General features: G+C 42.3%; 16 protein-coding genes and 1 pseudogene. 11 read left to right on the top strand and 6 right to left on the bottom strand.

Features of this window, described 5'->3' with window-relative positions; all coding sequences use genetic code 11:
* Positions 1–206: pseudogene (locus AC5JM2_RS22955) on the bottom strand (hypothetical protein); the annotation flags it as partial.
* 234 nt (positions 207–440) lie between these two features.
* Between AC5JM2_RS22955 and leuB the strand changes: the two are divergent.
* The 4 genes from leuB (at position 441) to accD (ending at position 5,048) form a co-directional block, all read left to right on the top strand.
* Entirely contained in the window at positions 441–1,529 is a 1,089-nt protein-coding gene (gene leuB / locus AC5JM2_RS22950) for a 3-isopropylmalate dehydrogenase (protein WP_495837134.1), read from the top strand.
* A 91-nt stretch (positions 1,530–1,620) separates the two neighbouring features.
* Complete coding sequence (locus tag AC5JM2_RS22945) at positions 1,621–1,881, top strand: hypothetical protein (protein WP_495837229.1); 261 nt, start codon at positions 1,621–1,623, stop codon at positions 1,879–1,881.
* A gap of 244 nt (positions 1,882–2,125) precedes the next feature.
* Positions 2,126–2,971: a prepilin peptidase gene (locus AC5JM2_RS22940; RefSeq protein ID WP_495837133.1), complete on the top strand. Its 846-nt coding sequence runs from the start codon at positions 2,126–2,128 to the stop codon at positions 2,969–2,971.
* Between the two features lie 1,117 nt (positions 2,972–4,088).
* Positions 4,089–5,048, top strand: a complete 960-nt coding sequence (gene accD / locus AC5JM2_RS22935) for an acetyl-CoA carboxylase, carboxyltransferase subunit beta (RefSeq protein ID WP_495837132.1) — start codon at positions 4,089–4,091, stop codon at positions 5,046–5,048.
* Positions 5,049–5,561: 513 nt separating this feature from the next.
* On the opposite strand, the gene AC5JM2_RS22930 is transcribed toward accD, so the two are convergent.
* The gene (locus AC5JM2_RS22930) at positions 5,562–6,926 is read right to left on the bottom strand and encodes a pentapeptide repeat-containing protein (protein WP_495837131.1); all 1,365 of its coding nucleotides are present in this window, start codon (positions 6,924–6,926) and stop codon (positions 5,562–5,564) included.
* 796 nt (positions 6,927–7,722) lie between these two features.
* Between AC5JM2_RS22930 and AC5JM2_RS22925 the strand changes: the two genes are divergently transcribed.
* The 3 genes from AC5JM2_RS22925 (at position 7,723) to AC5JM2_RS22915 (ending at position 9,800) form a co-directional block, all read left to right on the top strand.
* Entirely contained in the window at positions 7,723–8,040 is a 318-nt protein-coding gene (locus AC5JM2_RS22925) for a zinc ribbon domain-containing protein (protein ID WP_495837130.1), read from the top strand.
* 229 nt (positions 8,041–8,269) lie between these two features.
* Positions 8,270–8,836, top strand: coding sequence for an NADPH-dependent FMN reductase (ssuE, locus tag AC5JM2_RS22920; RefSeq protein ID WP_495837129.1), 567 nt, complete (start codon positions 8,270–8,272; stop codon positions 8,834–8,836).
* Between the two features lie 370 nt (positions 8,837–9,206).
* Positions 9,207–9,800 (top strand): beta-class carbonic anhydrase, encoded by a 594-nt coding sequence (locus AC5JM2_RS22915; RefSeq protein WP_495837128.1) that lies wholly within the window; start codon positions 9,207–9,209, stop codon positions 9,798–9,800.
* A gap of 564 nt (positions 9,801–10,364) precedes the next feature.
* Here AC5JM2_RS22915 and AC5JM2_RS22910 read toward each other — a convergent pair.
* Together AC5JM2_RS22910 and AC5JM2_RS22905 are read right to left on the bottom strand one after the other, a co-directional pair.
* Positions 10,365–11,519, bottom strand: a complete 1,155-nt coding sequence (locus AC5JM2_RS22910; RefSeq protein ID WP_495837127.1) for a sulfate ABC transporter substrate-binding protein — start codon at positions 11,517–11,519, stop codon at positions 10,365–10,367.
* Between the two features lie 1,287 nt (positions 11,520–12,806).
* Positions 12,807–12,941, bottom strand: coding sequence for a hypothetical protein (locus AC5JM2_RS22905; RefSeq protein ID WP_495837126.1), 135 nt, complete (start codon positions 12,939–12,941; stop codon positions 12,807–12,809).
* A gap of 33 nt (positions 12,942–12,974) precedes the next feature.
* Here AC5JM2_RS22905 and AC5JM2_RS22900 point away from each other — a divergent pair, with 33 nt between their 5' ends.
* The 4 genes from AC5JM2_RS22900 (at position 12,975) to pstB (ending at position 16,816) form a co-directional block, all read left to right on the top strand.
* Complete coding sequence (locus AC5JM2_RS22900; RefSeq protein WP_495837125.1) at positions 12,975–13,964, top strand: PstS family phosphate ABC transporter substrate-binding protein; 990 nt, start codon at positions 12,975–12,977, stop codon at positions 13,962–13,964.
* A gap of 113 nt (positions 13,965–14,077) precedes the next feature.
* Entirely contained in the window at positions 14,078–15,019 is a 942-nt protein-coding gene (gene pstC / locus AC5JM2_RS22895; RefSeq protein WP_495837228.1) for a phosphate ABC transporter permease subunit PstC, read from the top strand.
* 5 nt (positions 15,020–15,024) lie between these two features.
* Entirely contained in the window at positions 15,025–15,927 is a 903-nt protein-coding gene (pstA, locus tag AC5JM2_RS22890) for a phosphate ABC transporter permease PstA (RefSeq protein WP_495837124.1), read from the top strand.
* A 58-nt stretch (positions 15,928–15,985) separates the two neighbouring features.
* Positions 15,986–16,816 carry a phosphate ABC transporter ATP-binding protein PstB gene (gene pstB, locus AC5JM2_RS22885; protein WP_495837123.1) on the top strand — a complete coding sequence of 277 codons (831 nt, stop codon included), beginning with the start codon at positions 15,986–15,988 and terminating at the stop codon, positions 16,814–16,816.
* Positions 16,817–16,952: 136 nt separating this feature from the next.
* Here the strand turns inward: pstB and AC5JM2_RS22880 are convergent, their stop codons facing one another.
* On the bottom strand, positions 16,953–18,014 hold the full coding sequence (locus AC5JM2_RS22880; protein ID WP_495837122.1) for an NAD(P)/FAD-dependent oxidoreductase: 1,062 nt from the start codon (positions 18,012–18,014) through the stop codon (positions 16,953–16,955).
* Positions 17,995–20,232: a hypothetical protein gene (locus AC5JM2_RS22875; protein WP_495837121.1), complete on the bottom strand. Its 2,238-nt coding sequence runs from the start codon at positions 20,230–20,232 to the stop codon at positions 17,995–17,997. Before AC5JM2_RS22875 ends, AC5JM2_RS22880 begins: the two co-directional genes overlap by 20 nt.
* Positions 20,233–20,620 lie beyond the last annotated feature (388 nt).

The following is a 20,620-nucleotide window of genomic DNA, read 5'->3' as shown; positions in this document are numbered from 1 at the left end:
TCTTCTGCAGCTTCTCGGCTCTTCTCTTGTAACTGCCTATCTTCTTCAAAAGACTGCCGCTGCTCCTCTGAGGTTTGCCGCTGCTCCTCTGAGATTTGCCGTTGCTCCTCCTGAGCCTGTTGTCGAGCCTGTTCTTTCCACTGCGCCGCCTCCTGTTGCCTCTTTTGCTCGGGCGAGTCCAGCTTATCACCCAGGTGTTCACTCATTTCCTTGGCGTTCCTTAATTTTTTATATCAAGTTCTTTGAATCACATAATAATAAAATTACCGCACGCCGCTTTGCGGCGTGCGGTGTAACGGATGTCAACACCAAATAAGGATTACAGGCTTTACCCAGTTTTTTGCTCGATTGCTACTCATGGGCGTACACTTGCTAGGTATGATATTTAATCTGCAAGAAATTCTGCGCGATTAAACATTTACCTACCACCAAAACGAACTATGACCCAGAACTACCGGATTACCCTACTCCCTGGCGATGGCATCGGACCCGAAATTATGGCAGTTGCGGTAGACGTGCTGAAAGTCGTAGGGAAAAAGTTTGATATTCAGTTTCAATTCACTGAAGCACTCATCGGTGGTGCTGCAATTGATGCTACAGGCGAACCCCTACCAGCGTTCAGCTTAGATACGTGTCGCAATAGCGATGCTGTTTTACTAGCAGCCATTGGCGGTTATAAATGGGACACCCTACCATCCCATTTACGTCCAGAAGCAGGTTTGTTAGGACTGCGTGCAGGGTTGGGATTATTTGCCAATTTGCGCCCAGCGAAAATATTGCCTCAGTTGATTGATGCTTCTTCCTTGAAACGGGAGGTTGTGGAAGGTGTTGATATTTTGGTAGTCCGCGAACTCACCGGAGGAATTTACTTTGGCAAGCCCAAAGGAATTTTTGAAACAGAAACGGGTGAAAAGCGCGGTGTCAATACGATGGCTTACACCGAATCAGAAATTGAGCGCATTGGGCGGGTGGCGTTTGAAGCTGCACGTAAACGCGGAGGGAAACTCTGTTCGGTGGATAAGGCGAATGTGTTGGAAGTTTCTCAACTGTGGCGCGATCGCATCACCAAACTTGCCCAAGAGTATCCGGATGTGGAACTCTCTCACATGTATGTAGATAATGCAGCCATGCAGTTGTTACGCGCTCCCAAGCAGTTTGACACTATTGTCACAGGCAACTTGTTTGGTGATATTCTTTCAGATGCAGCTGCTATGCTAACTGGCAGCATCGGAATGTTACCCTCTGCAAGTTTGGGTGCTTCTAATCCAGGAGTTTTTGAACCCGTCCACGGTTCTGCCCCAGATATAGCAGGGCAAGATAAAGCAAATCCTTTAGCACAGGTTTTAAGTGCTGCTATGATGCTTCGTTATGGTTTAAATGAATCAACCGCAGCAGATGAGATTGAACAAGGAGTGTTAGAAGTGTTACAAAGAGGCGATCGCACAGGAGATATAATTTCCCCAGGTATGAACCTTTTGGGTTGTCGCGCTATGGGCGAAGCACTTATCCAAGTTCTGGAAGCAAAATGAGTGCATATGCTTAAAGTGGAAATTTTGGCAACTTTAAAGAAAATTTTCGGATAAACTATTAACACAAACCTACAACAATACTTCGCGAGTGGTGTACGCTTTAAAAAAAGGACAGGAAAACTATACCAATCAGAAGAGCCAGCCAGCTTTGATTGATCCAACCGTCATCAGAGCTGCTGGGCAAATCTACCACACTTACTGTGAGGTACATCCCGAAATCACTGGACAAGCTTCAGGAGTCGCAATTAATCGGTCTAATCACCGAGGTAAAGTGATATTTACTCACCAACCAATTCTCTTACCTGAAGAATGCTTCGTTCCTTTGAATCAGATTGAGTCGTATATGTATTAAGCCATAAAGACTGGTCATGAGTCATCAGTCATGAGTTAAGGTTATAACTTTTGAGCAAATGGCAAAAACCCTCTGGGTGAATCCTTCGGGTATGACCTTTGGTCACGCTGCGATAGCCCAATGGCGTAGCCGTTCCCACTAGAGCGCAATCGCCGTGAGAGTGGGAGAGCCTCCTGCATAGCCCTGTCTCACCAGCTGTTCATGGGGAAAGCCCAAACACCCAACTAACTCACAATTGACTTGAATGTTCATCTTGATCATAGTCCAGACAAGTTTGATCGTCTTTGCTTTAGGCACATCTATTGGCAGCTTTATTAATGTAATAGTCTATCGGTTACCAATTGGACTTTCGATTCTTTTTCCACCCTCTCATTGTCCCCATTGCTTAAACCAACTCAAACCCTACGAGAATGTACCAGTGTTGGGATGGCTATGGTTAAAAGGGCGCTGTCGCAATTGTAAAAGAAAAATTTCTATCCGTTATCCTGTGGTAGAGGGGGTAACGGGTTTTATTTTTTTGTTCGTTTTTTGGATACTGAAATTTTCACTCTCTACAGTAGGGTACTGGGCGTTTTGCAGTTGGTTATTGGCACTATCGCTGATTGATTTAGATACAATGACACTACCAAACTCACTGACTAAATCAGGTTTGTTAGTAGGAATTGTTTTTCACATAATTTGTGGCTTTCTACCAGAAGCGAGTTGGATCGGATTGGTAGATCATCTGAAAATGGCGATAGGAGGAGCAGTGCTGGGCTTATGGCTATTTGATGCGATCGCCATAATTGGTTCAATTGTCTTTGGCAAAACTGCTATGGGTAGAGGAGACACCAAATTAGCAGCCATGATCGGAGCATGGCTAGGATGGAAGTATTTGTTGCTTGCTAGTTTTCTTGCAAGTCTTATTGGAGTAATAGTCGCTGGCGGCAAAATCATACTATCACAGCACAGCAGTCGCACAGCGCTGTCTCAAAAATGGGGGCAAAAGATACCTTTTGGTCCTTTTCTTGCTTGTGGAGCAATCATTGCTCTATTTGGCGGCGAGGCGATTTTGTCTTTTTATTTACGATTATTTTTTCCAATCAATTGAATAACTGAATTTGAGCAAGCCCCTCCGGGGCGGGTGTAGGGGAGGACAGTGCCCTATGGCTGATGACCTGAGCCCTATGGCTAACGCCTATCGGGCACGGCCCCGTGCCGAACGGTCACGCTAGCCCCTAAGGGGGCCGGAGCTAACGCGCTCCGCAGTCGCCGTGAGAGCGGGAGATCCTCCAAAGAGCGCTGTCTCACCGTGGGCGGGTCTCCCGACTTGAGGCACCTGTCCGCCCTTGCCAGTACTGGTGTATCAGGCATATCGTGAAATGGTATTACCCCCGCACCCGTTGGGGCATTGACACTCTCTACTTGGAGATACACTATAATTGTAGATTTCATCACCCTATCTATCTTTAAGCTTTTGATAACATCATCTTGTGAATTCAGCCCTGCAGCCTGGTTTTCCACACCCTGCACACTGGTATTCACCACTCAAAGCAGCGTGTCCGTATTTCCTGCACAACACGCTTGTTTGTTGGCGGAAGCTTCCAGAGAACTTGGGGGCGATAAGCCCGCTTGCTTGACGCTTTGCGTATCGCGTAGCACGCCCTAGCCCCCAACCGTTCCTTCAGAACGCTTGCTCCGTCTCTAAAAGAGACGGGCTATACGGGCGATCGCCATAGGTGTGCGTACCTCTTTCAAAGAGACTGCGCGTGCGCTGTCACAAAAGCTGTAGCCTTAGCCACAGACAAACCCTAAGGGTGAGTTGGATGATCCTCTTAATAACGGGTACCCTTTTGACAAGCAAAATTGATGCAACAACTGCTTGGTTCTCATAACATACCAACAAATATTATTGATTTAGGGGGTGAAATCTTATTTGGGGCAGCTTTGTAGGTACGTTTACAAAAGAAATGGACTGCTTTGCTACTTTTTAAGTTTCTCAGAAGGCGAGCAACAGACTTGAATTGGTTTACGTATTTTCGTTAAGCTGGCAACCAAAGATCTAAAATATGGTCTTTTACAGCTTACAAGACAATTTTGAATATGTTGTCATTAGTTATGAGTCATTCATCCTTAATATGGACAAAGGAATGATGATAAAAAACTAAGACAAAGACAGCATCGGTTTGATCTTTTTTCAACATACTATCGACTTAGATAAGATACAAATGGCGAACAACGAAGAATCACGCGGTTTAAAGTCTTTATTAGATTGGTTTGCAAATCGACGGAAATCAGGATCTACTATCCTAGAACGCCAAGAGCGTGAGATTGCTGATGGACTGTGGCATAAATGTTCTAACTGTGGTGTGTTGACATATGCCAAAGATTTAAGAGCAAACCAAATGGTTTGTGTTGAGTGTGGACATCATAATCGGGTTGATAGTGATGAGCGCATCCGTCAATTAATTGATGTGAACAGTTGGAGATCGATAGATGAGCATTTGTGTCCCACCGATCCACTGCAGTTTCGCGATCGCAAACCTTATATTGATCGCCTGCGGGAAACCCAGGACAAACTGAAGTTAATAGACGCAGTTAAAACTGGTTTTGGTCAAATAAATGGTTTATCCATTGCTCTTGGCGTTATGGACTTCCGGTTTATGGGAGGAAGTATGGGTTCGGTTGTCGGAGAAAAACTGACGCGCCTGATTGAGCAAGCCACTCAACGACGATATCCTGTGGTTATTGTTTGCACCTCTGGTGGAGCGAGGATGCAAGAAGGAATGCTTTCGCTCATGCAGATGGCGAAAATTTCTGCCGCTTTGCAGCGTCATCAAGAAGCGCGGTTGCTGTACATTCCCGTTTTGACAAATCCCACCACTGGTGGTGTGACTGCTAGCTTTGCCATGTTGGGCGATATTATCATAGCAGAACCAAAGGCTACTATTGGTTTTGCTGGGCGGCGAGTGATCGAACAAACCTTACGGGAAAAACTTCCAGAGGAGTTTCAAACTGCGGAAGATTTACTCAAGCACGGCTTTGTGGATGATATTGTTCCTCGTACTCAGCTAAAAGGAACATTAGCACAGTTGATTGCCTTACACCAGCCACCTGCACCAACGTCCACTCATAATAATATGGTTGTTTGGGAGACAAGGACTTTGAGTTCTACCGCTGTTGAGTAATCATTGTTTCTCGGACACTAAACTTCTTGCAAAAACAGGGTAAGCGCATCTAAATAAGTGTTGACAAAAACATGTGTTTGTGTTTTAAGGAATGATCACAGTTTCTCGTTTTGTATGTTTCCCAAGGGTCAAAGCGATACGTCTTCCCGCAGCATGCGCTTTGCGCTGAGGCGTGTGTTGCTTTTTTGCAATCGCCAAAAATATTATCAATAAGCAAGAATTACTGCGACGATTTTCGGCTTGATTGACTCTGAGACGTTCTGATTGACAAGATGCGCTTACCCTGCTTGCAAAAATCGAAAATTTGGATTTCCCTATGGAGTGTGGTGATTAAGTCTTTAACCCGACACGATATAATTGGTAGCTGCAAAAGAATTTTAGTCAGGTCAGTCAGTTTGGGTGTATTGAAAAGTAGGGACGCACCCTGTTTGCATATGAAATGTAAATGAATTATCAGTCAGTTAATTGTGCTTCCAACTTGCTGTTAGTTAATTAATCGGCGTGCGATCCTCGCTATGATGGAACATTATCTGTCAGGTGAGTTCCAACATCGTCTTGTGTAAATGTCACTTGATGCAGTTTCAGGTTTTTGGCTCCTGTTAAAATTGCCCCTTCCAGTTTTACATGGCTTAGATTTGTCATGTTAAGGTTGGCTCCCATGAGGTTTGCCCCACAGAGGTTTGCTTCATGGAGAATTGCCATTTGTAGGTTGGTTCCCATAAGGTTTGCTCCGCAGAGGTCAGTTTCTCTAAGGCTTGCTTCAGAAAAATTAGCAAAAAACATTTCTGTGTTTTGCAGTTTGGCTGCATTCAGGTTTGCTTGTTGCAGGTTTGCCCCATTCAGGTTTGCTTGTTGCAAATTTGCTCCAATCAAACCTGTTCCTTGCAAGTTGGCTTTACCCAACTTTGCTCCTTGCAAATTAGCTAAAAACAGCTTTGCCTCTTGTAAGTTCGCAGCTTTTAAATTAGACCCTTGCAAATTGGCTTTGTATAAATTGGCTCTTCGTAGATTGACTCCACGCAAACTTGCTCCTGTAAGATTTGCTGCACGTAAATTTGCCCCAGAGGCTTGAGCACAATTAAGGTTTGCTCCAGAAAGGTTCGCATCAGTTAAGTTAGTTGATTGCAAGTTGGCCTCATATAGAATTGACCCAGAAAGTTTAGCACCTTCCAAATTTGCCTCACACAAGTTAGCTCCCTGTAAATTGGCTTGACAGAGGTTAGCTCCCCGCAAATCTGCTTGCTGGAAGTTGGCTTTATGCAAGTCTGCTGTGCTCATATCAGCATATCGCAAATCAATTTTCTGATTTGGCTGGTCTTTTTGGATCTGACGTCTGGCGATGACATTCAAGGCTGCTTGAATATCTGTAGGAGTTCTTGCAGTTTCTTGAGTTTGCTCATTTTGCGGTTTTCCAGCAGCATTCTCTCGCACAAAAGCTGTCAGAATTTCCATGATTGTCCAGTATTGCTGAGGAGAATCTTGAGCAATTCTTTCCAAAGAATAAATTGCACCGGTCCGTGTCGCAGCACTTTCATGCCCAAGCTGGGTAATTGCAGTCATAAAGCGTTCTGTAATCAACCTTTCTTGGGCGATACGGACATTCTTAATTGCAATCTCATTACTCTTGTGCGCTGCGATCGCACTTTCTTCAAGAGCTTGGGCGCGTTTTGCTGCCACGTATGCATGAATCATCACTGCTAATCCTAACAAAAGGGTAGCAGTTGTTGAAAATACTTGAGTTCTATTTTCGATTTTTGGTTGATTTGACCACTCCTCCATTTTGGAAAATGTGAAGAAAAATACTATTGGTGATAAAATAGACGTGAGTGCTACTACTATCAACCAATTTTTGAGTACGTCTGTCTTTTTCGCAGACATAATGGTTGTGTCCCTCAAAACACACAAATTTTAAGTAGATTACAGAAAAAAAGAGTATAGCATTTGTCTGGTAAATTTGAACATCTGACGAGAATGAGGTAGATGCAGTAGCTTGTTATTAAAAATTAATGGCAGCCTATAGTGGTTCCATTTTTTAACAAACAGTTGTTTGATGACTATCCCTGAAGTTGGTTTAAAATACTTATTATTAATTTAGTTTGATAAAGAATACAACCCTCTCAAGAGAGAGTTTTTTATCCCTATTTTCACTTATTTTAATGTTTTTCCTTACTCTATAGGTGAAGCGAGAATTGCAAATCAGGTCTTGAATAAGTAAGTAGTAATCCTTGATACTTTGATACAAGTATATGCTTTTGATATAATTTTCAATTATAAAGATTGTATAAAAATAGCAATTGTATCTCATTTTTAAACTTGACTTTTTTGGCGAAAAAGGCGGAAAGACGAAAGTATAGAAAAAGTTAGGAACTCATATGAGATTGGAGTATTTTTTTACGGCTTGGGACTCACAGTTGGTGCATTTTGGGTGAGGGTTCAGTCCCACTTGCTATGCTCAAATGACGCATTCAAAATATGGCGTACTCGTACGCACTTAACAAAGTTCAAATAACTAAAGCTGAATAAGTAGGTCGGTACAAATAAAGTTAACTAGTTTTGGCAGTCATTAGTCATTGGTCATTAGTCATTAGTAAGGGTTTGAGGCATTTTTACATTTCTTAACATAGTTCTGTTTATTTCCACCTATCTACTTATCAAAGGGCTTGCTAAATCAAAATTGGCAAAATGGGTAAATGACGCTGGATGGGGTCAATTCCTGCAAATTCTCTCAATCAAGGCTCAAAGAGCCGGATTGCTGACAAGAGCGGTGAATCCAAACGGCACTTCTCAAAACTGCTCTGGATGCGGTACGAAAGTCTTGAAACAACTGAAGGATACGCTTCATGTCTGTCCTGAATGCGGACTGACGCTTGAGCGTGACCATAATGCAGCAATCAATATCAAACATTTGGCGGTAGGGCATTCCGTCAATAAAGCTCATCTAACGTCCGAAGCAATAGCTGGAGTCGATGAGAAGCCCGCTCTGTATACGTAAGAAGCATCACAGTCGGGAGTATGTCACATACAAACCTCTTTTTCAGAAAAGAGTCTTGCTAGACTTGATAGGACGTGCAGCAATTTTATCTTAAAATTCCATAAATAACGGTTTTTTGATATAATTGCCGTAGTATAAATACGAGATACGCAGTTTCTTCGCTGAAGATAACTCTCAGCTTATATGTTTGTTAACAAACGCGATTCCCAAAAGTATCGGTTCAAAAAATATGGCTAACATCATAGCAATTGCTGGCAGTCCATCTCATCCTTCCAGAACCTACACCCTTCTGGAACACTCCACTAAAATTTTGCAGCAAGAGGGATTCCAAACGGATATTATCTCTGTTCGTGATATCCCTGCTGAAGTTTTAGCCTATGGACGTTACGATAGCCCAGATCTAGAACAACCAAAAGCACTCATAGAAAAGGCAGATGGTATTATTATTGCCACTCCGATTTACAAAGCAGCCTACACGGGAGTTCTCAAAGCGTTTTTAGACTTGCTACCTCAAAGAGCGTTGTCAGGGAAAGTCGTGTTACCTATCGCGACTGGTGGGACTCTAGCTCATTTGTTGGCAATTGATTATGCCCTCAAACCCGTCTTGTCAGAGTTAAAAGCACGATTCATCTTGGGCGGTGTTTATGCAGTAGATAAACAACTGCAAATACAACAAGATGGCAGTCTTCAATTTGATGAGGAAATTGATCAGAGATTGAAAGAAGCTCTCAATGATTTTGCACAATCTGTGAAGAGTTTGCAACCCAATGTCAAAGAATTGGCTTCCGCAAATTAATTTATATCCTCCCCAACTTAGGCTGCCGTTGAGGTTGGGGATTCCTAGAGTCGCTTCTTTGACTTACTGCTCTATCCCCTAGAATCAATGTAATGTTGAAAATTCATTATTTGAGCTACAAAAGGAAAAAAAGAAAAGTCAAGACTCGAACAGAGTGCCGCAAAAATAAAGATTAGAGCAATATTAGGATATCCCAAGTTTGCCGACAGTGCTTGTACAGAGCCTTTTAGGTAGATGAGCAAAGTACAGTAATTGTATTGTTTAACCGTGGTATTCTTTTAACAGAATGGCTGACTGCTAGAAAATAACATTCCTTGCTCAGCAAGCTATCGGACGATACATCGTATTTATTGTTAGAGGTAAGAAATTCATGAGCCAAGTTGTCAATGAAGTCTTAGCAGCCAATACTGCTTACGCTGCAACCTTTGGTGACAAAGCGAACCTTGCGATACCTCCAGCTAAACACTTTGCAATTCTCACTTGCATGGACGCTCGACTCGACCCTGCTAAATATGCAGGACTGTCTGAAGGGGATGCTCATGTGATTCGTAATGCTGGTGGACGTCTGAGTGATGATGCGATTCGTTCGCTGGTGATCTCCCACAAACTACTCGGTACTCAGGAGTGGTTTGTGATTCACCACACCAATTGTGGCATGGAATTCTTCACAGACGACATCATCAGTAAATTGCTGGGGAATGATCTCGATACCGCAACTCTGAATGCAGACGGTACTTTTACTCCTGCAGGGCAATCAGGAACGGGATCAACCGAAGGATACTTCATGAAATGGTTGACTATCAGTAACCAGGAAGAAAGTGTTGCAACAGACGTCAGACGGATTCGATTCCACCCATTGGTACCGGGCTACATTGCTATCTATGGCTACATCTACGATGTCAAGACTGGGAAATTAAATGAGGTTCATAGAGCAACGGAAATTGGCAAACCAATACGACGGTGAGTGCGTCTGTTTTTAGCTGTCACATAACGGTCATGGCAAAGATGAAAAGAAACCTTAATTGGTCTTCCAAACTGATTTTTCCTGGTCTTCCTGGTTTCAGTTTCTTAGAATTTAGCGATCTTAGAAGTGAGTTCCGAACTTAAAATTTTTCTTTTGAAAAATTCAGAACTTAAAATGACAAACGAACTATAGCGTCAAATCTCTACAAGTGAGTACTGGCAAGCATTGGCAATTGACCTCGGATATTTGAGATCCTCTGTGCTCCAGGCACACAGCAAAATTCGCTGGATTAGCAGTAAAAATACTCATTAATCCGGCGATACGCGGAGCGTGACGCCTGGATGCGTATCGCACTTGTGACGCAGCATGGGTAGGAAGTGCCAGACTTGCGGACTACCGAGAATATTGATCGAATATCAGATGAAGATGATAAATCTGAATAATTCTCTACCAATTGCAATCTTGCAAGAACTCCTTGGCTTTTGTGCCAAAGAATAAATTCAATTTATGCTTTGGCTGCCCCATTTGTGCAATATTAAGAAATATGCGGGCAATGTATAGCTATCACGTCTTTTTGTTGGCACTCTGAATATTGTCAAAAATCGCCCCATCGGCAAAAAACTTCTTCTGGATATTATCCCAGCCCCCCAGATATTGAGCATTGAAAATATTTTGAATTTGAGGATACTTCGACGCCATCTCTACTGCCAAGTAGGGGTTAACCGGACGGTATCCTAATTGCGCAAATTCTCGCTGGGCTTCTGGTGTGTAAAGATAATTGACAAACGCTTCTGCTATTTTTCTAGTGCCATGCTGATCAACGTTTTTGTCCACAACAACGACAGGGTTGTCGATGGAAATGTTAATCTCGGGTACTACATAAGACAGTTTCTGACCATTCTGAGCGGCCAGAATTACCTCGTTTTCGTAGTTGATTAAGACATCTCCCTGATTTTTCTGGAAAAATAAATCGGTAGCTGCACGCGCACTTTCAGGTAGCACGGGGGCGTTTTGATAAACTTTGCTAGCCAACTCCTGTGCTTGCGTCTGCTCACCCCCTTTTACTATTACAGAACCCCAAATTCCAAGGAAGTTCCACCTCGCACCGCCAGAGGTTTTGGGGTTCGCTGTAATTACGCTCACGCCATTATTAGCCAGATCTGCCCAAGTCTTTATACCTTTGGGATTGCCAGGACGAGTAACAAAAGCTACTACAGATCTAGTGAGAATGCCACCAAGGGGAGCTTTTAATTCCCAATCCGGTTTAATGAAACCTGCTTGTTCAATTTTATTGACGTCAATGCCAAGTGATAGGTGTACCACATCTGCCTGTAAACCCTTAATCACAGCATCTGCTTGGGAACCAGATGCACCATAGCTTTGAGTGAAAGTGACGTTTTGGTTATGTTCTTTCTTCCACTTTTGGACAAATTTAGGAATAATCCGCTCGTAAGCTGCTTTAGTTACCGAAAAAGAAACCAGCGTTAGCTTGACATCACCCTGAGAAACTGAATTGCTTGCTGAGCAGGCGACGATCACTACGCTCAAGCTCACTCCTACTAAAAATAGGGATGCTTTGCCCCTGATGGAACTGAAACTCGGCCAACTTTTTATTGTTTGGCACCACTGTGTAATAAGCTGTAAAACCTGAACAATATATGTTTGAACTTGCTTAATCAAATGTGCCCCAGGTTTGTTTGTATTTTGCCACTTACTCATCAAAATCCCCCCGATGAATCTTTGGTATCTTGAGCGAAATACAGTAGTAAAAGGATATTATAGGGCAATAGCAAACAAAACATAATCTTTTGTTAACCTAAACTTAAACAAACTTTTGCACGTTAAGCGTTCTTCTAAAACAACTCATTAGCCAACATATTGCTGATTTCACCTTGCATGCCGGTGCGGGGATCATCGTATATTGTCAAAGTTTCCAGCTTCGCGTGACGACTTAACTTTTATCGCTATTGCTAGTATCGAGTGCAGTGGTGATGCTTGAGTGCCGCAGTCGCTTATTTTCTTTGTAATTCCGAATGCCTTACAGTACTTTTCGACTAATTTTGATACTATTAGGACTTACGCACTCGTGAAAAATAAGGCTTTGCGATGCTCCAGCAGGGAGCCACCCAAAGGGTGATCGCTTCCTTTTGGTCGCAATAACAACAATTGCGTTATTTTTGCATAAGTCCTAACTATGTCTCCCGTCACGCTATGCCGGAAATTGTGGAAGTCTAGCCTTTTTTGCAGTGACGTGTACTTAGCTACTTTTGGCAAAGTTTCAGATCTCGTAAGTTAGAAATATAGCAACTGACGCACAAAATACGGCAGAATAATATTTTTAAAGAACTAGAGAAATTTTATAGATTTTAAATAAGATATATTACACAATCTTAATACTTACTAATTAATAGTATCAAGTATATCTTTTTTTCTTAAGTACAGGCAAAAAAATGATCAGCAATGCACTTGTCGTGACATTAGAATCTTTGCATTTCTGTGCAGAAGAGCAAAGAGCTTTGCTGTATCAAGTTTAGATGTTTGTCATCAAAATATAACAAAAGTTATATTTTATATAGTAAAACTATGATAATCTATAATATAAATTAATAACTACGGTAAACGGACAAGAAACTAGTACAATTTTTTAAGTGAGATAGAAAAGCTATTTTCCTAAAGATTTTATATGAGGAAATCGTTGTCTCAATAATTTGAGGAAACTCATCCATTTGCTTATCGCTAATAGTCACAATCCTCTGCACAGATATTCTTTTAAGATTGTGATTCATTCATTGTACTAAATTCGACTGGCTAACTGAAATGCATTGTTATTTATTATGGTCTGTTTGATAAATATATTTTATGATAATCCAAATATGAAAATGCTAAAATTCTTACAGGCTAATTTTTTCCAAATAAGTAACTCAACCTAATTAAACATCAAATCTCATCACGTAAGCGCAAAGCGTGTTGCTGTTCGCTACGCACAGCTTCCCTGAAAGGCATAGATCACGAAGCAAAATCAGCGGTGTACCGAGGTTTACCCACACAGAGAATGATATCTTCAGTTGAAATCTCCCGTTGAGTGAAGCAAAGTAATCGCCAAAACTCTATGTTACGTTTTTCAAAGTTGACGTACTTCATGGTGCTATTTTTTTAAATTTAGTTTTTGGAAAAATGCTAGAGCGTAATCAAGTTATTCCAACATTACTATTAGTTATTGCCTGGAGCCTGACTTCATGCAGCAGTGCTGAAGAGAAGAAGAGGCAGGTGAGTATCGATGGTGGAGTTGTGGGTTATCCTCTCCATCAAGCAGTTGCAGAGGAATTTAAAAAGGTTAAAAGTGATGCTCAAATTAGTGTTGCTGCTAGTGGCACTGGTGGTGGAATGAGTAAGTTTTGTTCAGGTCAAATTGATATTGCTGGTGCTTCACGCCCCATCAAGAAAGAAGAAATTAAAGCTTGTAAGAAGAGCAAAATTGATTTTGTCGAGATACCTATTGCTCTTGACGGAATTGCTGTTATAGCTAACCGTAAAAATAACTTTGCTAGCTGTTTATCTATTAAGGAATTAAACAAAGTTTGGAGTCCAAAATCAACTAATAAAGTCAGAAACTGGAATCAAGTGAACTCCAAATTTCCCAACAAACCTCTGAGTCTTTATGCCCCGGCATCTGATACTGGAACGTTTGACTATTTCACACAAGCAGTCAATAAAAAAGGCAAAGCTAGCCGTACAGACTACACTGCTACTCAGAATCAAAACGTTCTTGTGAATGGAATTGCAGGTGATGATGCTGCATTAGGATATGTGGGAATTTCTTATTACTTAGCAAACAAGGATAAGCTGCAACTGGTTGGTGTACAAACTCCTGAAGGAAAATGTGAAACGCCAGATCCGCCGGAGAAAGTTGCTAACAACATCTACAAACCTTTGTCTCGTCCTCTGTTGATTTATGTTAACAAGACGGATTTAGATAGCAAGCCAGCAGTGAAGGATTTTGTTAGTTTCTACTTAGACAATTCCAAAAAGTGGGTGAGACAATCTGGCTATGTTGAACTAACCGATGAGGCTTATGCTAAGGCTAAACAAAGATTTGTTTCTGAGAAAACGGGTTCTAAGTTCAAAGATGCAAAACCAGGCGAACCAGTGACAAAGTATCTCTAAAAAAATTTGGATTTAGGAAATTCCTCCTGAGAAATTCGGAAAATCCAAAAAATGCAAAGAAGCCTGCAAATAGGCTTGATGACAAACCCTTGATAGACCTGTTTATAGTTATTATGCAGAGTGGGAATTATCAGAACGGTTTCAATCAGGAACCCAGAGAAACGCTGGAAAGACAAGCATCTGACGATATCCAAGACAAAATCGTCGAAGTGATTTTATTTTGCTGTGCTTTGGTTTCTATCCTGACGACGATTGGAATTGTCTTCATTATCTTTCAAGTGACGTTTGAGTTTTTCCAAGAAGTTTCGTTTGCTCAGTTCTTTCTCGATACTCAGTGGACTCCTTTGTTTGCAGAGCGACATTTTGGAATTTGGCCCCTTATAAATGGCACTTTTATGACTACGGCGATCGCCATGTCTGTTGCCATTCCTCTGGGTTTATGTTCTGCCATCTACTTGAGCGAATACGCTCAACCTAAGGTAGCATCAATTTTACGTCCAGCAGTGGAATTACTAGCGGGAGTGCCTACGGTTGTTTACGGTTACTTTGCACTTTTATTTGTCACACCGTTGCTGCGCAATATTCTTCCACTGGAAATCTTCAACGCTTTGAGTGCTGGTTTGATGATGGGAGTGATGATTACCCCCACTGTTGGCTCTATTAGTCTGGATGCCATACAAGCTGTACCACGTTCTTTGCGAGAAGGAGCTTCTGCATTGGGATTAACTAAACTCGAAGCTATATTTCGAGTTGTTCTGCCTGCTGCTCTTTCTGGAATTATCGCCTCGATTATTTTGGGAATTTCTCGAGCTGTTGGTGAAACAATGACTGTCCTCATCGCTGCAGGACAACAACCAAGACTGACTGTTAATATTATGCAGTCAGTAGAAACAATGACAGCTTACATGGCTCAGATTTCTGGTGGAGATAGTCCTCGTGGCAGTCTCAACTACAAGACTTTGTACGCTGTGGGAGCAGTTCTATTTTTGATAACTTTGGCTTTAAACATTTTTAGTAATTGGATTGCTAAACGCTTCAAAGAAAAGTACGAGTAATAGATATGGCTACTTCGATTGATGCCGATGATTTTCGACAAGAAAATGAAGAATTTACTGACAATATAGACGCAAGGGAAAAACGTGGCAAAATTTTTGAAATCATCTTTTTACTTGGATTGCTCGTTGGTTTATTCGTCCTCGGACTTCTGGTTTTTGACATTTGTAAAGACGGATTAGTCAGATTTTTTACACCTGGTTTTATTACGGAAACACCTTCCCGTTTTCCTAATGAAGGTGGCATCCTTCCTGCTATTGTCAGCAGCCTTATGTTAGGACTCATCACAATTTTGGTTTCCGTACCAATCGGCGTAGGAGCAGCTTTGTATCTCGAAGAATATGCACCAAAAAACTGGTGGGCTGATCTGATTGAGATTAACATTAGCAATCTCGCTGGAGTCCCTTCTATTGTCTATGGATTGCTGGGTTTAGGAGTTTTCAATTATTTTTTGGGCTTCGGTTCAGCTTTAATTTCTGGAGGGCTAACTTTGTCCTTGCTGTCTTTACCAGTGATTATTGTCACATCTAGAGAAGCAATTCGAGCAGTTCCAGATTCTCTAAGAAATGCTTCTTACGGCTTAGGCATAACCAAGTGGCAAACCATCAGTAATCATGTTTTACCTTATGCCATCCCTGGTATTCTCACAGGAGTGATTATTTCAGTCTCTCGTGCCATTGGTGATGCAGCGTGTCTGATTGTAGTTGGTGCTGTTAGTTTCTTAACATTTAACCCTGGTTTGTTTCAACGATTCATGGCATTGCCTATCCAAATTTACTCCTACATCTCTCGTCCAGAGCCAGGTTTTTCCAATGCAGCAGCAGCGACAATTATTGTCTTACTTCTTTTAATTTTGGCTCTGAATGGCGTGGCAATTTACATTAGACAACGCTTCTCGCTATCTAAATAAAAGAGTTTCCAAAATTTCAACAAACATTTACAGTAAATCACAGATTGGAAAAACTAAAATGACTTATAACAACGCCAAAGGAAAATTCAGTAGCGCCACCCAAAGTGAACATGACAGTACCGTTTTCAATGTTGAAGGGGTTAAGGTTTACTACAATGGATTGATCGCGCTTCAAGATGTTTATATAGAAATTCCTGAAAAGAAAATTGTTGCTTTTATTGGACCTTCAGGCTGTGGCAAAAGTACCCTGCTACGCTGCTTTAATCGTATGAACGATTTAATTCCAGGAGCGAAGGTTGAAGGTCGCCTGCATTACCGCAATAAAAATATTTATGATCCTAAAATTAATTCAGTAAAATTGCGGCGTCAAGTAGGAATGGTTTTCCAAAGACCAAATCCTTTTCCAAAGTCTATTTACGAAAACATCTCCTTTGCACCACGTACGAACGGTTATAAAGGTAATATTGATGAACTCGTAGAGCAATCATTACGACAAGCTGCTCTTTGGAATGAGGTGAAAGACAAACTCAAGGACAAAGGTACAGCATTATCTGGAGGACAACAGCAACGTCTTTGCATTGCAAGGGCCATCGCCATGAAGCCAGATGTCCTATTGATGGATGAACCCTGCTCTGCATTAGACCCTATTTCCACTCGTCAAGTTGAAGAACTTTGCCTGCAACTCAAAGAGCAATACACCATCATTATGGTAACCCACAATATGCAGCAGGCTTCGCGAGTTGCAGACTGGACTGCTTTCTTCAACACCGAAATCAGCGAGCATGGTAAACGCAGAGGAAGATTAGTCGAATTCAGTCCTACCGAAGAAATGTTTAGCACTCCTGCAACTCAGGAAGCAGCAGAGTACATTAGCGGACGTTTTGGGTGAACTACCTACACTCCCCTTACAGGTGGGTGTAGGCTTCTGGCACGTCTTAACGTTTCCAGAACTTCCTTAGAGTCACCCACTACTGGATTTTGTTTACGGCGTTTTATCATTGGGGACAATTCCAGCCCAACGCGCTTTACGTTGATAGGGGTGTTAACGTCGCTATCAACCCAAAGCTATTCTTTGGCAGGATGGCATAGAGTTTGCTCAGGTTCTCTACATCGTGCTCAAACCAATTATTAATCCACTGACAATAATGCTGAGTCGCTTGTGCGGGAATAAGATCACCCAATAGTTCAGCTGCTATCAAATGCCCTGCCATGATCCCAGACATGATTGCTTTGAGCACCCCATGACTTGATGCGGGATCAAGAACCATCGCCGCATCCCCAACCATGAAATAACCAGAACCCGCAGGTTGCGAAACAATGCGCCAAGTGACATCAGCCGCCTGCATTTTGCCATGAATATTGAGTCCGTGGAATTCATCCGGGAGCCAGTCTTTTGGGATTTTCTGATCAACTAATGATAGGCGCGTCCACTGGTAAAGTTGAGGTTGCACTCTAGCAGTCCAGGTCCAGCCACCAGAGTCCGCAACTATCGCAGGAGCATCATCCCGCATTGGACATTCTCCAAAAGCGTAGCCATAGTATACAATTCTACGCGGAGAATGATAGTTGATTTGCAGTTGCAATTGTCGAGCTAACCAATGATGACTTCCTGTTGCATCAACCACTTTAGATGCCCTGAAAGTTCCAAGGCTTGTCTCAACACCAACCACTCTATCCCCATCCACAAGTACACGCAAAGCTTGGCATGGCTGCAAAACCTCAACACCCAAAGTTTTTGCCCGATTCAGCAAAATGGTATCAAAATCGGCTCTCCACGCTTGAAATCCCAGCCATGCCCCCGAATCGTCTTCTCCAAAGGGGACAAAATACCTCTCGGCTTCCCACTGCACCCAGTTTCCAGTGTGGCGTAGGAAGCCAGCGGCTAGCACTGGCTCGATCATACCTAACTGCTTCAAAAGTGGCTCTATACCTGGGTGCAGAGTTTCGCCGGGGTGGTAGCGTGGAAATTGATCGCGCTCAATCAGGACAACTCGTAAACCTTTTTGAGCGGATGCAATCGCAGCAGCAGACCCTGCAGGTCCGCTACCTATAATCAGTACATCACAATTAGACACGTGTCCAAGCATTATTGTTACGTTTCAACAAAATGTTGAGGGGTGTGACAAAAAGCGTTGCGGTTTCTTGAATTGGAACCAATTGTTTGCGAAAATCATCTGGATTTGGCAAAGAATTTCCAGGACGATAGATTTCAAACCGATAAATGCTGCTAACAAGTGTAGTTCCTGTTTGAGTTTGTGCCTGTTTCAATTCTGAATCAGTTGGCTGCACTTGACGGAATGAAAATACGCTCCACTCTCCTCTCTGGTCAGGAGTGATGTTTAAAACTCGATAAACATTTGCCATTGCCAAAACTCTGGCTTCATATTCACGCACATCAACTTTACCTGTTAGCGACAACGAGAATTTCTTTTGCAAAGAACTTTCTACATAATCCCCATGAGCAAAATCTGCATATTCTATGAAGTCTTTACCATTCCTCGTCACTCTTTTTGGACCGGGGATACCATCCCAAGGTAAGTTACCACTCTGACCAATTTCTTCATCTGTCAAAGGACTGACAGTGGGCCATAAGGGATTTGGCTGAAATGTCCGTGCTGCATCGGGAGCGACTGCGGGCCAAAATGTACTCAGTGCAGCACACAGTTTGGAGTCTTCTGGAAAAGGACTGCCTAACCCATAAGCTGCTAAATGATCAACTCCATTAGCGCGATCACGACTGACATCCCAACCAGGGGCAAACACTCCAGCTGCCCCATCTGGAAGATAGGCATGTCGCATTGTTGGGGAACCGCTCAACGGCATTTGTCTTACCGAACCATTTAGGGATAAACAGACAATTGCAGTTACGGTTTTATCTTCTGGACGGAAATTAGCGTTCTTTAACTGAAGGTTAGGAGCTAAGCGAGTGTCAGATAACGTTTCTGGGGGAACTTCCCAAAGATTCTGTCTCAGTGCGGTAGGTACCGACTGCTGAGTCCATTCCAATAGCTCTCGCTGATCGCAGTTGGGAAAGAAATCCGGTGCTGTTACAAGGGAATAAGCAGGAACACGGCGCGGAATTGCCACTGCTAACTGTGGACACACTGCTTCAATCGATCCATCACCTGTGAAGTCAACGTAGTGAAGGGCATCATAACCACCTTTTTGTACAGTTTGTGTGACATTTGAGAGATTATTGAGATTTTCGATTTGACCATTGGATAGTTTGTGACGGGCGTGAACATATTCTGGTGCGCGTCTTGCCTCTGTATTTGCAGGAATGCTTAGGCTGGAGGATAGAGTTTCACTGTTTGGTGGAACTTTAAAAGTGAGTGGTTTTCCTTGATAAGTCGCAGCTTCAACTAGATTCTTCTGAACGACTGGAACTAGAAGTCCTGTGCCAAATTCTGGCTTAGTTGTCAATTCAGCAATCCCATCTGAAAAAATGAATGGCGGATTACTAATGTCTGGTTCACCCCATCCTGCGTTTTTCAAAACTAAGTGAATCCGCCGCAGTTTTTCATTGATATGGCGAGCATTCAGTGTCAGCTGTAAATCTAAATTGCGGATACATTCTTTGCCGTTGAACAGCTTGTGCAGAGGAACCCAGAAAAGTCTGCTATCATCTCCCGCTCGTGTTCTGTCATCTCCTTGTGGAACATTATTATTTTGAACCTGAAAACGCATGGGAACAAAGGTGCTTTGATCACCTTTACGTTGAACAGCTATATAGGCAGAATAGCGAGCTGGTAAAACCCGAAAAGCTTGTGAATCTTCCTTAACAAAGGGTAAAAATCCACGAAGTTTCCCGTCATACAGTGCTTGGGCTGTTCCTACACGCGCCACACCAGTACGCGAAAAACATAAATCAGCATGCTTGCGCTGAACAGTTTCAGATGCAGGACGATACTCACTAGCAAATACAACAATCGCTAAAAGTTCCCCTTGTGCCCGAGCTCGCAAATCTTCCAATGAAGGGGGCTGGACGCCGTAAACATAATTTTCTATAACTTCAATTTCCGCTAGCGTCGGATATTCCTTCAGGTTTTCACTTACAACATTGGGTGAAGCAAAAGCATGAAAAAGTAAACTCCGAGCCGGATTTCCTGACTCTATTGCCCTTTTTCCTTCAAAAGCAAAATCTTCAAATCCTTTAATAGTTCTGTTGATATTTGGCAGTTCCTTTGCTAATTCTTGCTGAAGATTGGCTGCAGTGATATCAAGTCCATGAGCCAGAAGTAAGTCGCGCCACCCAAGAGGAGCCAGGCGATCGCACACTTTTTTGACATCTTCAATTAAGGACATAACTTAAATAAACTCCTTGTTTTCAGATATGGCGAGGACTTAGGTATTGACAAAAATTTCATTACCTGCGCTAGTCCTACTTGATTTATGGAAGAAAAGTTAACCAGGGAAAACTTTGCTTTGACTTATTAGATGTAAACAAAATCAACTTATGCACTTTCGAATAGAAATAAGAAAAACGCCAGAAAAATTGCAAAGATAAGTAATTCTTAGGGATTTTAAAGGTGAAGCTCCAATTTTTACAGATAAACTATCTTGGCAACACAGTTAAACATGAATGCAAGTTTATTGGCGATACGCGAAGCGTCAAGCCTCCGGCTTATCGCCTTATTCGCCTGGAGAGTTTTCTGGAGAAAAACCCTCTCACAAATCGAATATTTAGGGCAAA

The organism is Brasilonema angustatum (genome assembly GCF_059505445.1).
This window is presented reverse-complemented; position numbering and strand designations above follow the sequence as displayed.

What these genes read in the sequence shown, in the direction of transcription:
- leuB (WP_495837134.1), top strand. Translation starts at nt 441, where the DNA reads ATGACCCAGAACTACCGGATTACCCTACTCCCTGGCGATGGCATCGGA.
- AC5JM2_RS22940 (WP_495837133.1), top strand. Translation starts at nt 2,126, where the DNA reads ATGTTCATCTTGATCATAGTCCAGACAAGTTTGATCGTCTTTGCTTTA.
- accD (WP_495837132.1), top strand. Translation starts at nt 4,089, where the DNA reads ATGGCGAACAACGAAGAATCACGCGGTTTAAAGTCTTTATTAGATTGG.
- AC5JM2_RS22930 (WP_495837131.1), bottom strand. Translation starts at nt 6,926, where the DNA reads ATGTCTGCGAAAAAGACAGACGTACTCAAAAATTGGTTGATAGTAGTA.
- ssuE (WP_495837129.1), top strand. Translation starts at nt 8,270, where the DNA reads ATGGCTAACATCATAGCAATTGCTGGCAGTCCATCTCATCCTTCCAGA.
- AC5JM2_RS22915 (WP_495837128.1), top strand. Translation starts at nt 9,207, where the DNA reads ATGAGCCAAGTTGTCAATGAAGTCTTAGCAGCCAATACTGCTTACGCT.
- AC5JM2_RS22910 (WP_495837127.1), bottom strand. Translation starts at nt 11,519, where the DNA reads ATGAGTAAGTGGCAAAATACAAACAAACCTGGGGCACATTTGATTAAG.
- AC5JM2_RS22905 (WP_495837126.1), bottom strand. Translation starts at nt 12,941, where the DNA reads ATGAAGTACGTCAACTTTGAAAAACGTAACATAGAGTTTTGGCGATTA.
- AC5JM2_RS22900 (WP_495837125.1), top strand. Translation starts at nt 12,975, where the DNA reads ATGCTAGAGCGTAATCAAGTTATTCCAACATTACTATTAGTTATTGCC.
- pstC (WP_495837228.1), top strand. Translation starts at nt 14,078, where the DNA reads ATGCAGAGTGGGAATTATCAGAACGGTTTCAATCAGGAACCCAGAGAA.
- pstA (WP_495837124.1), top strand. Translation starts at nt 15,025, where the DNA reads ATGGCTACTTCGATTGATGCCGATGATTTTCGACAAGAAAATGAAGAA.
- pstB (WP_495837123.1), top strand. Translation starts at nt 15,986, where the DNA reads ATGACTTATAACAACGCCAAAGGAAAATTCAGTAGCGCCACCCAAAGT.
- AC5JM2_RS22880 (WP_495837122.1), bottom strand. Translation starts at nt 18,014, where the DNA reads ATGCTTGGACACGTGTCTAATTGTGATGTACTGATTATAGGTAGCGGA.
- AC5JM2_RS22875 (WP_495837121.1), bottom strand. Translation starts at nt 20,232, where the DNA reads ATGTCCTTAATTGAAGATGTCAAAAAAGTGTGCGATCGCCTGGCTCCT.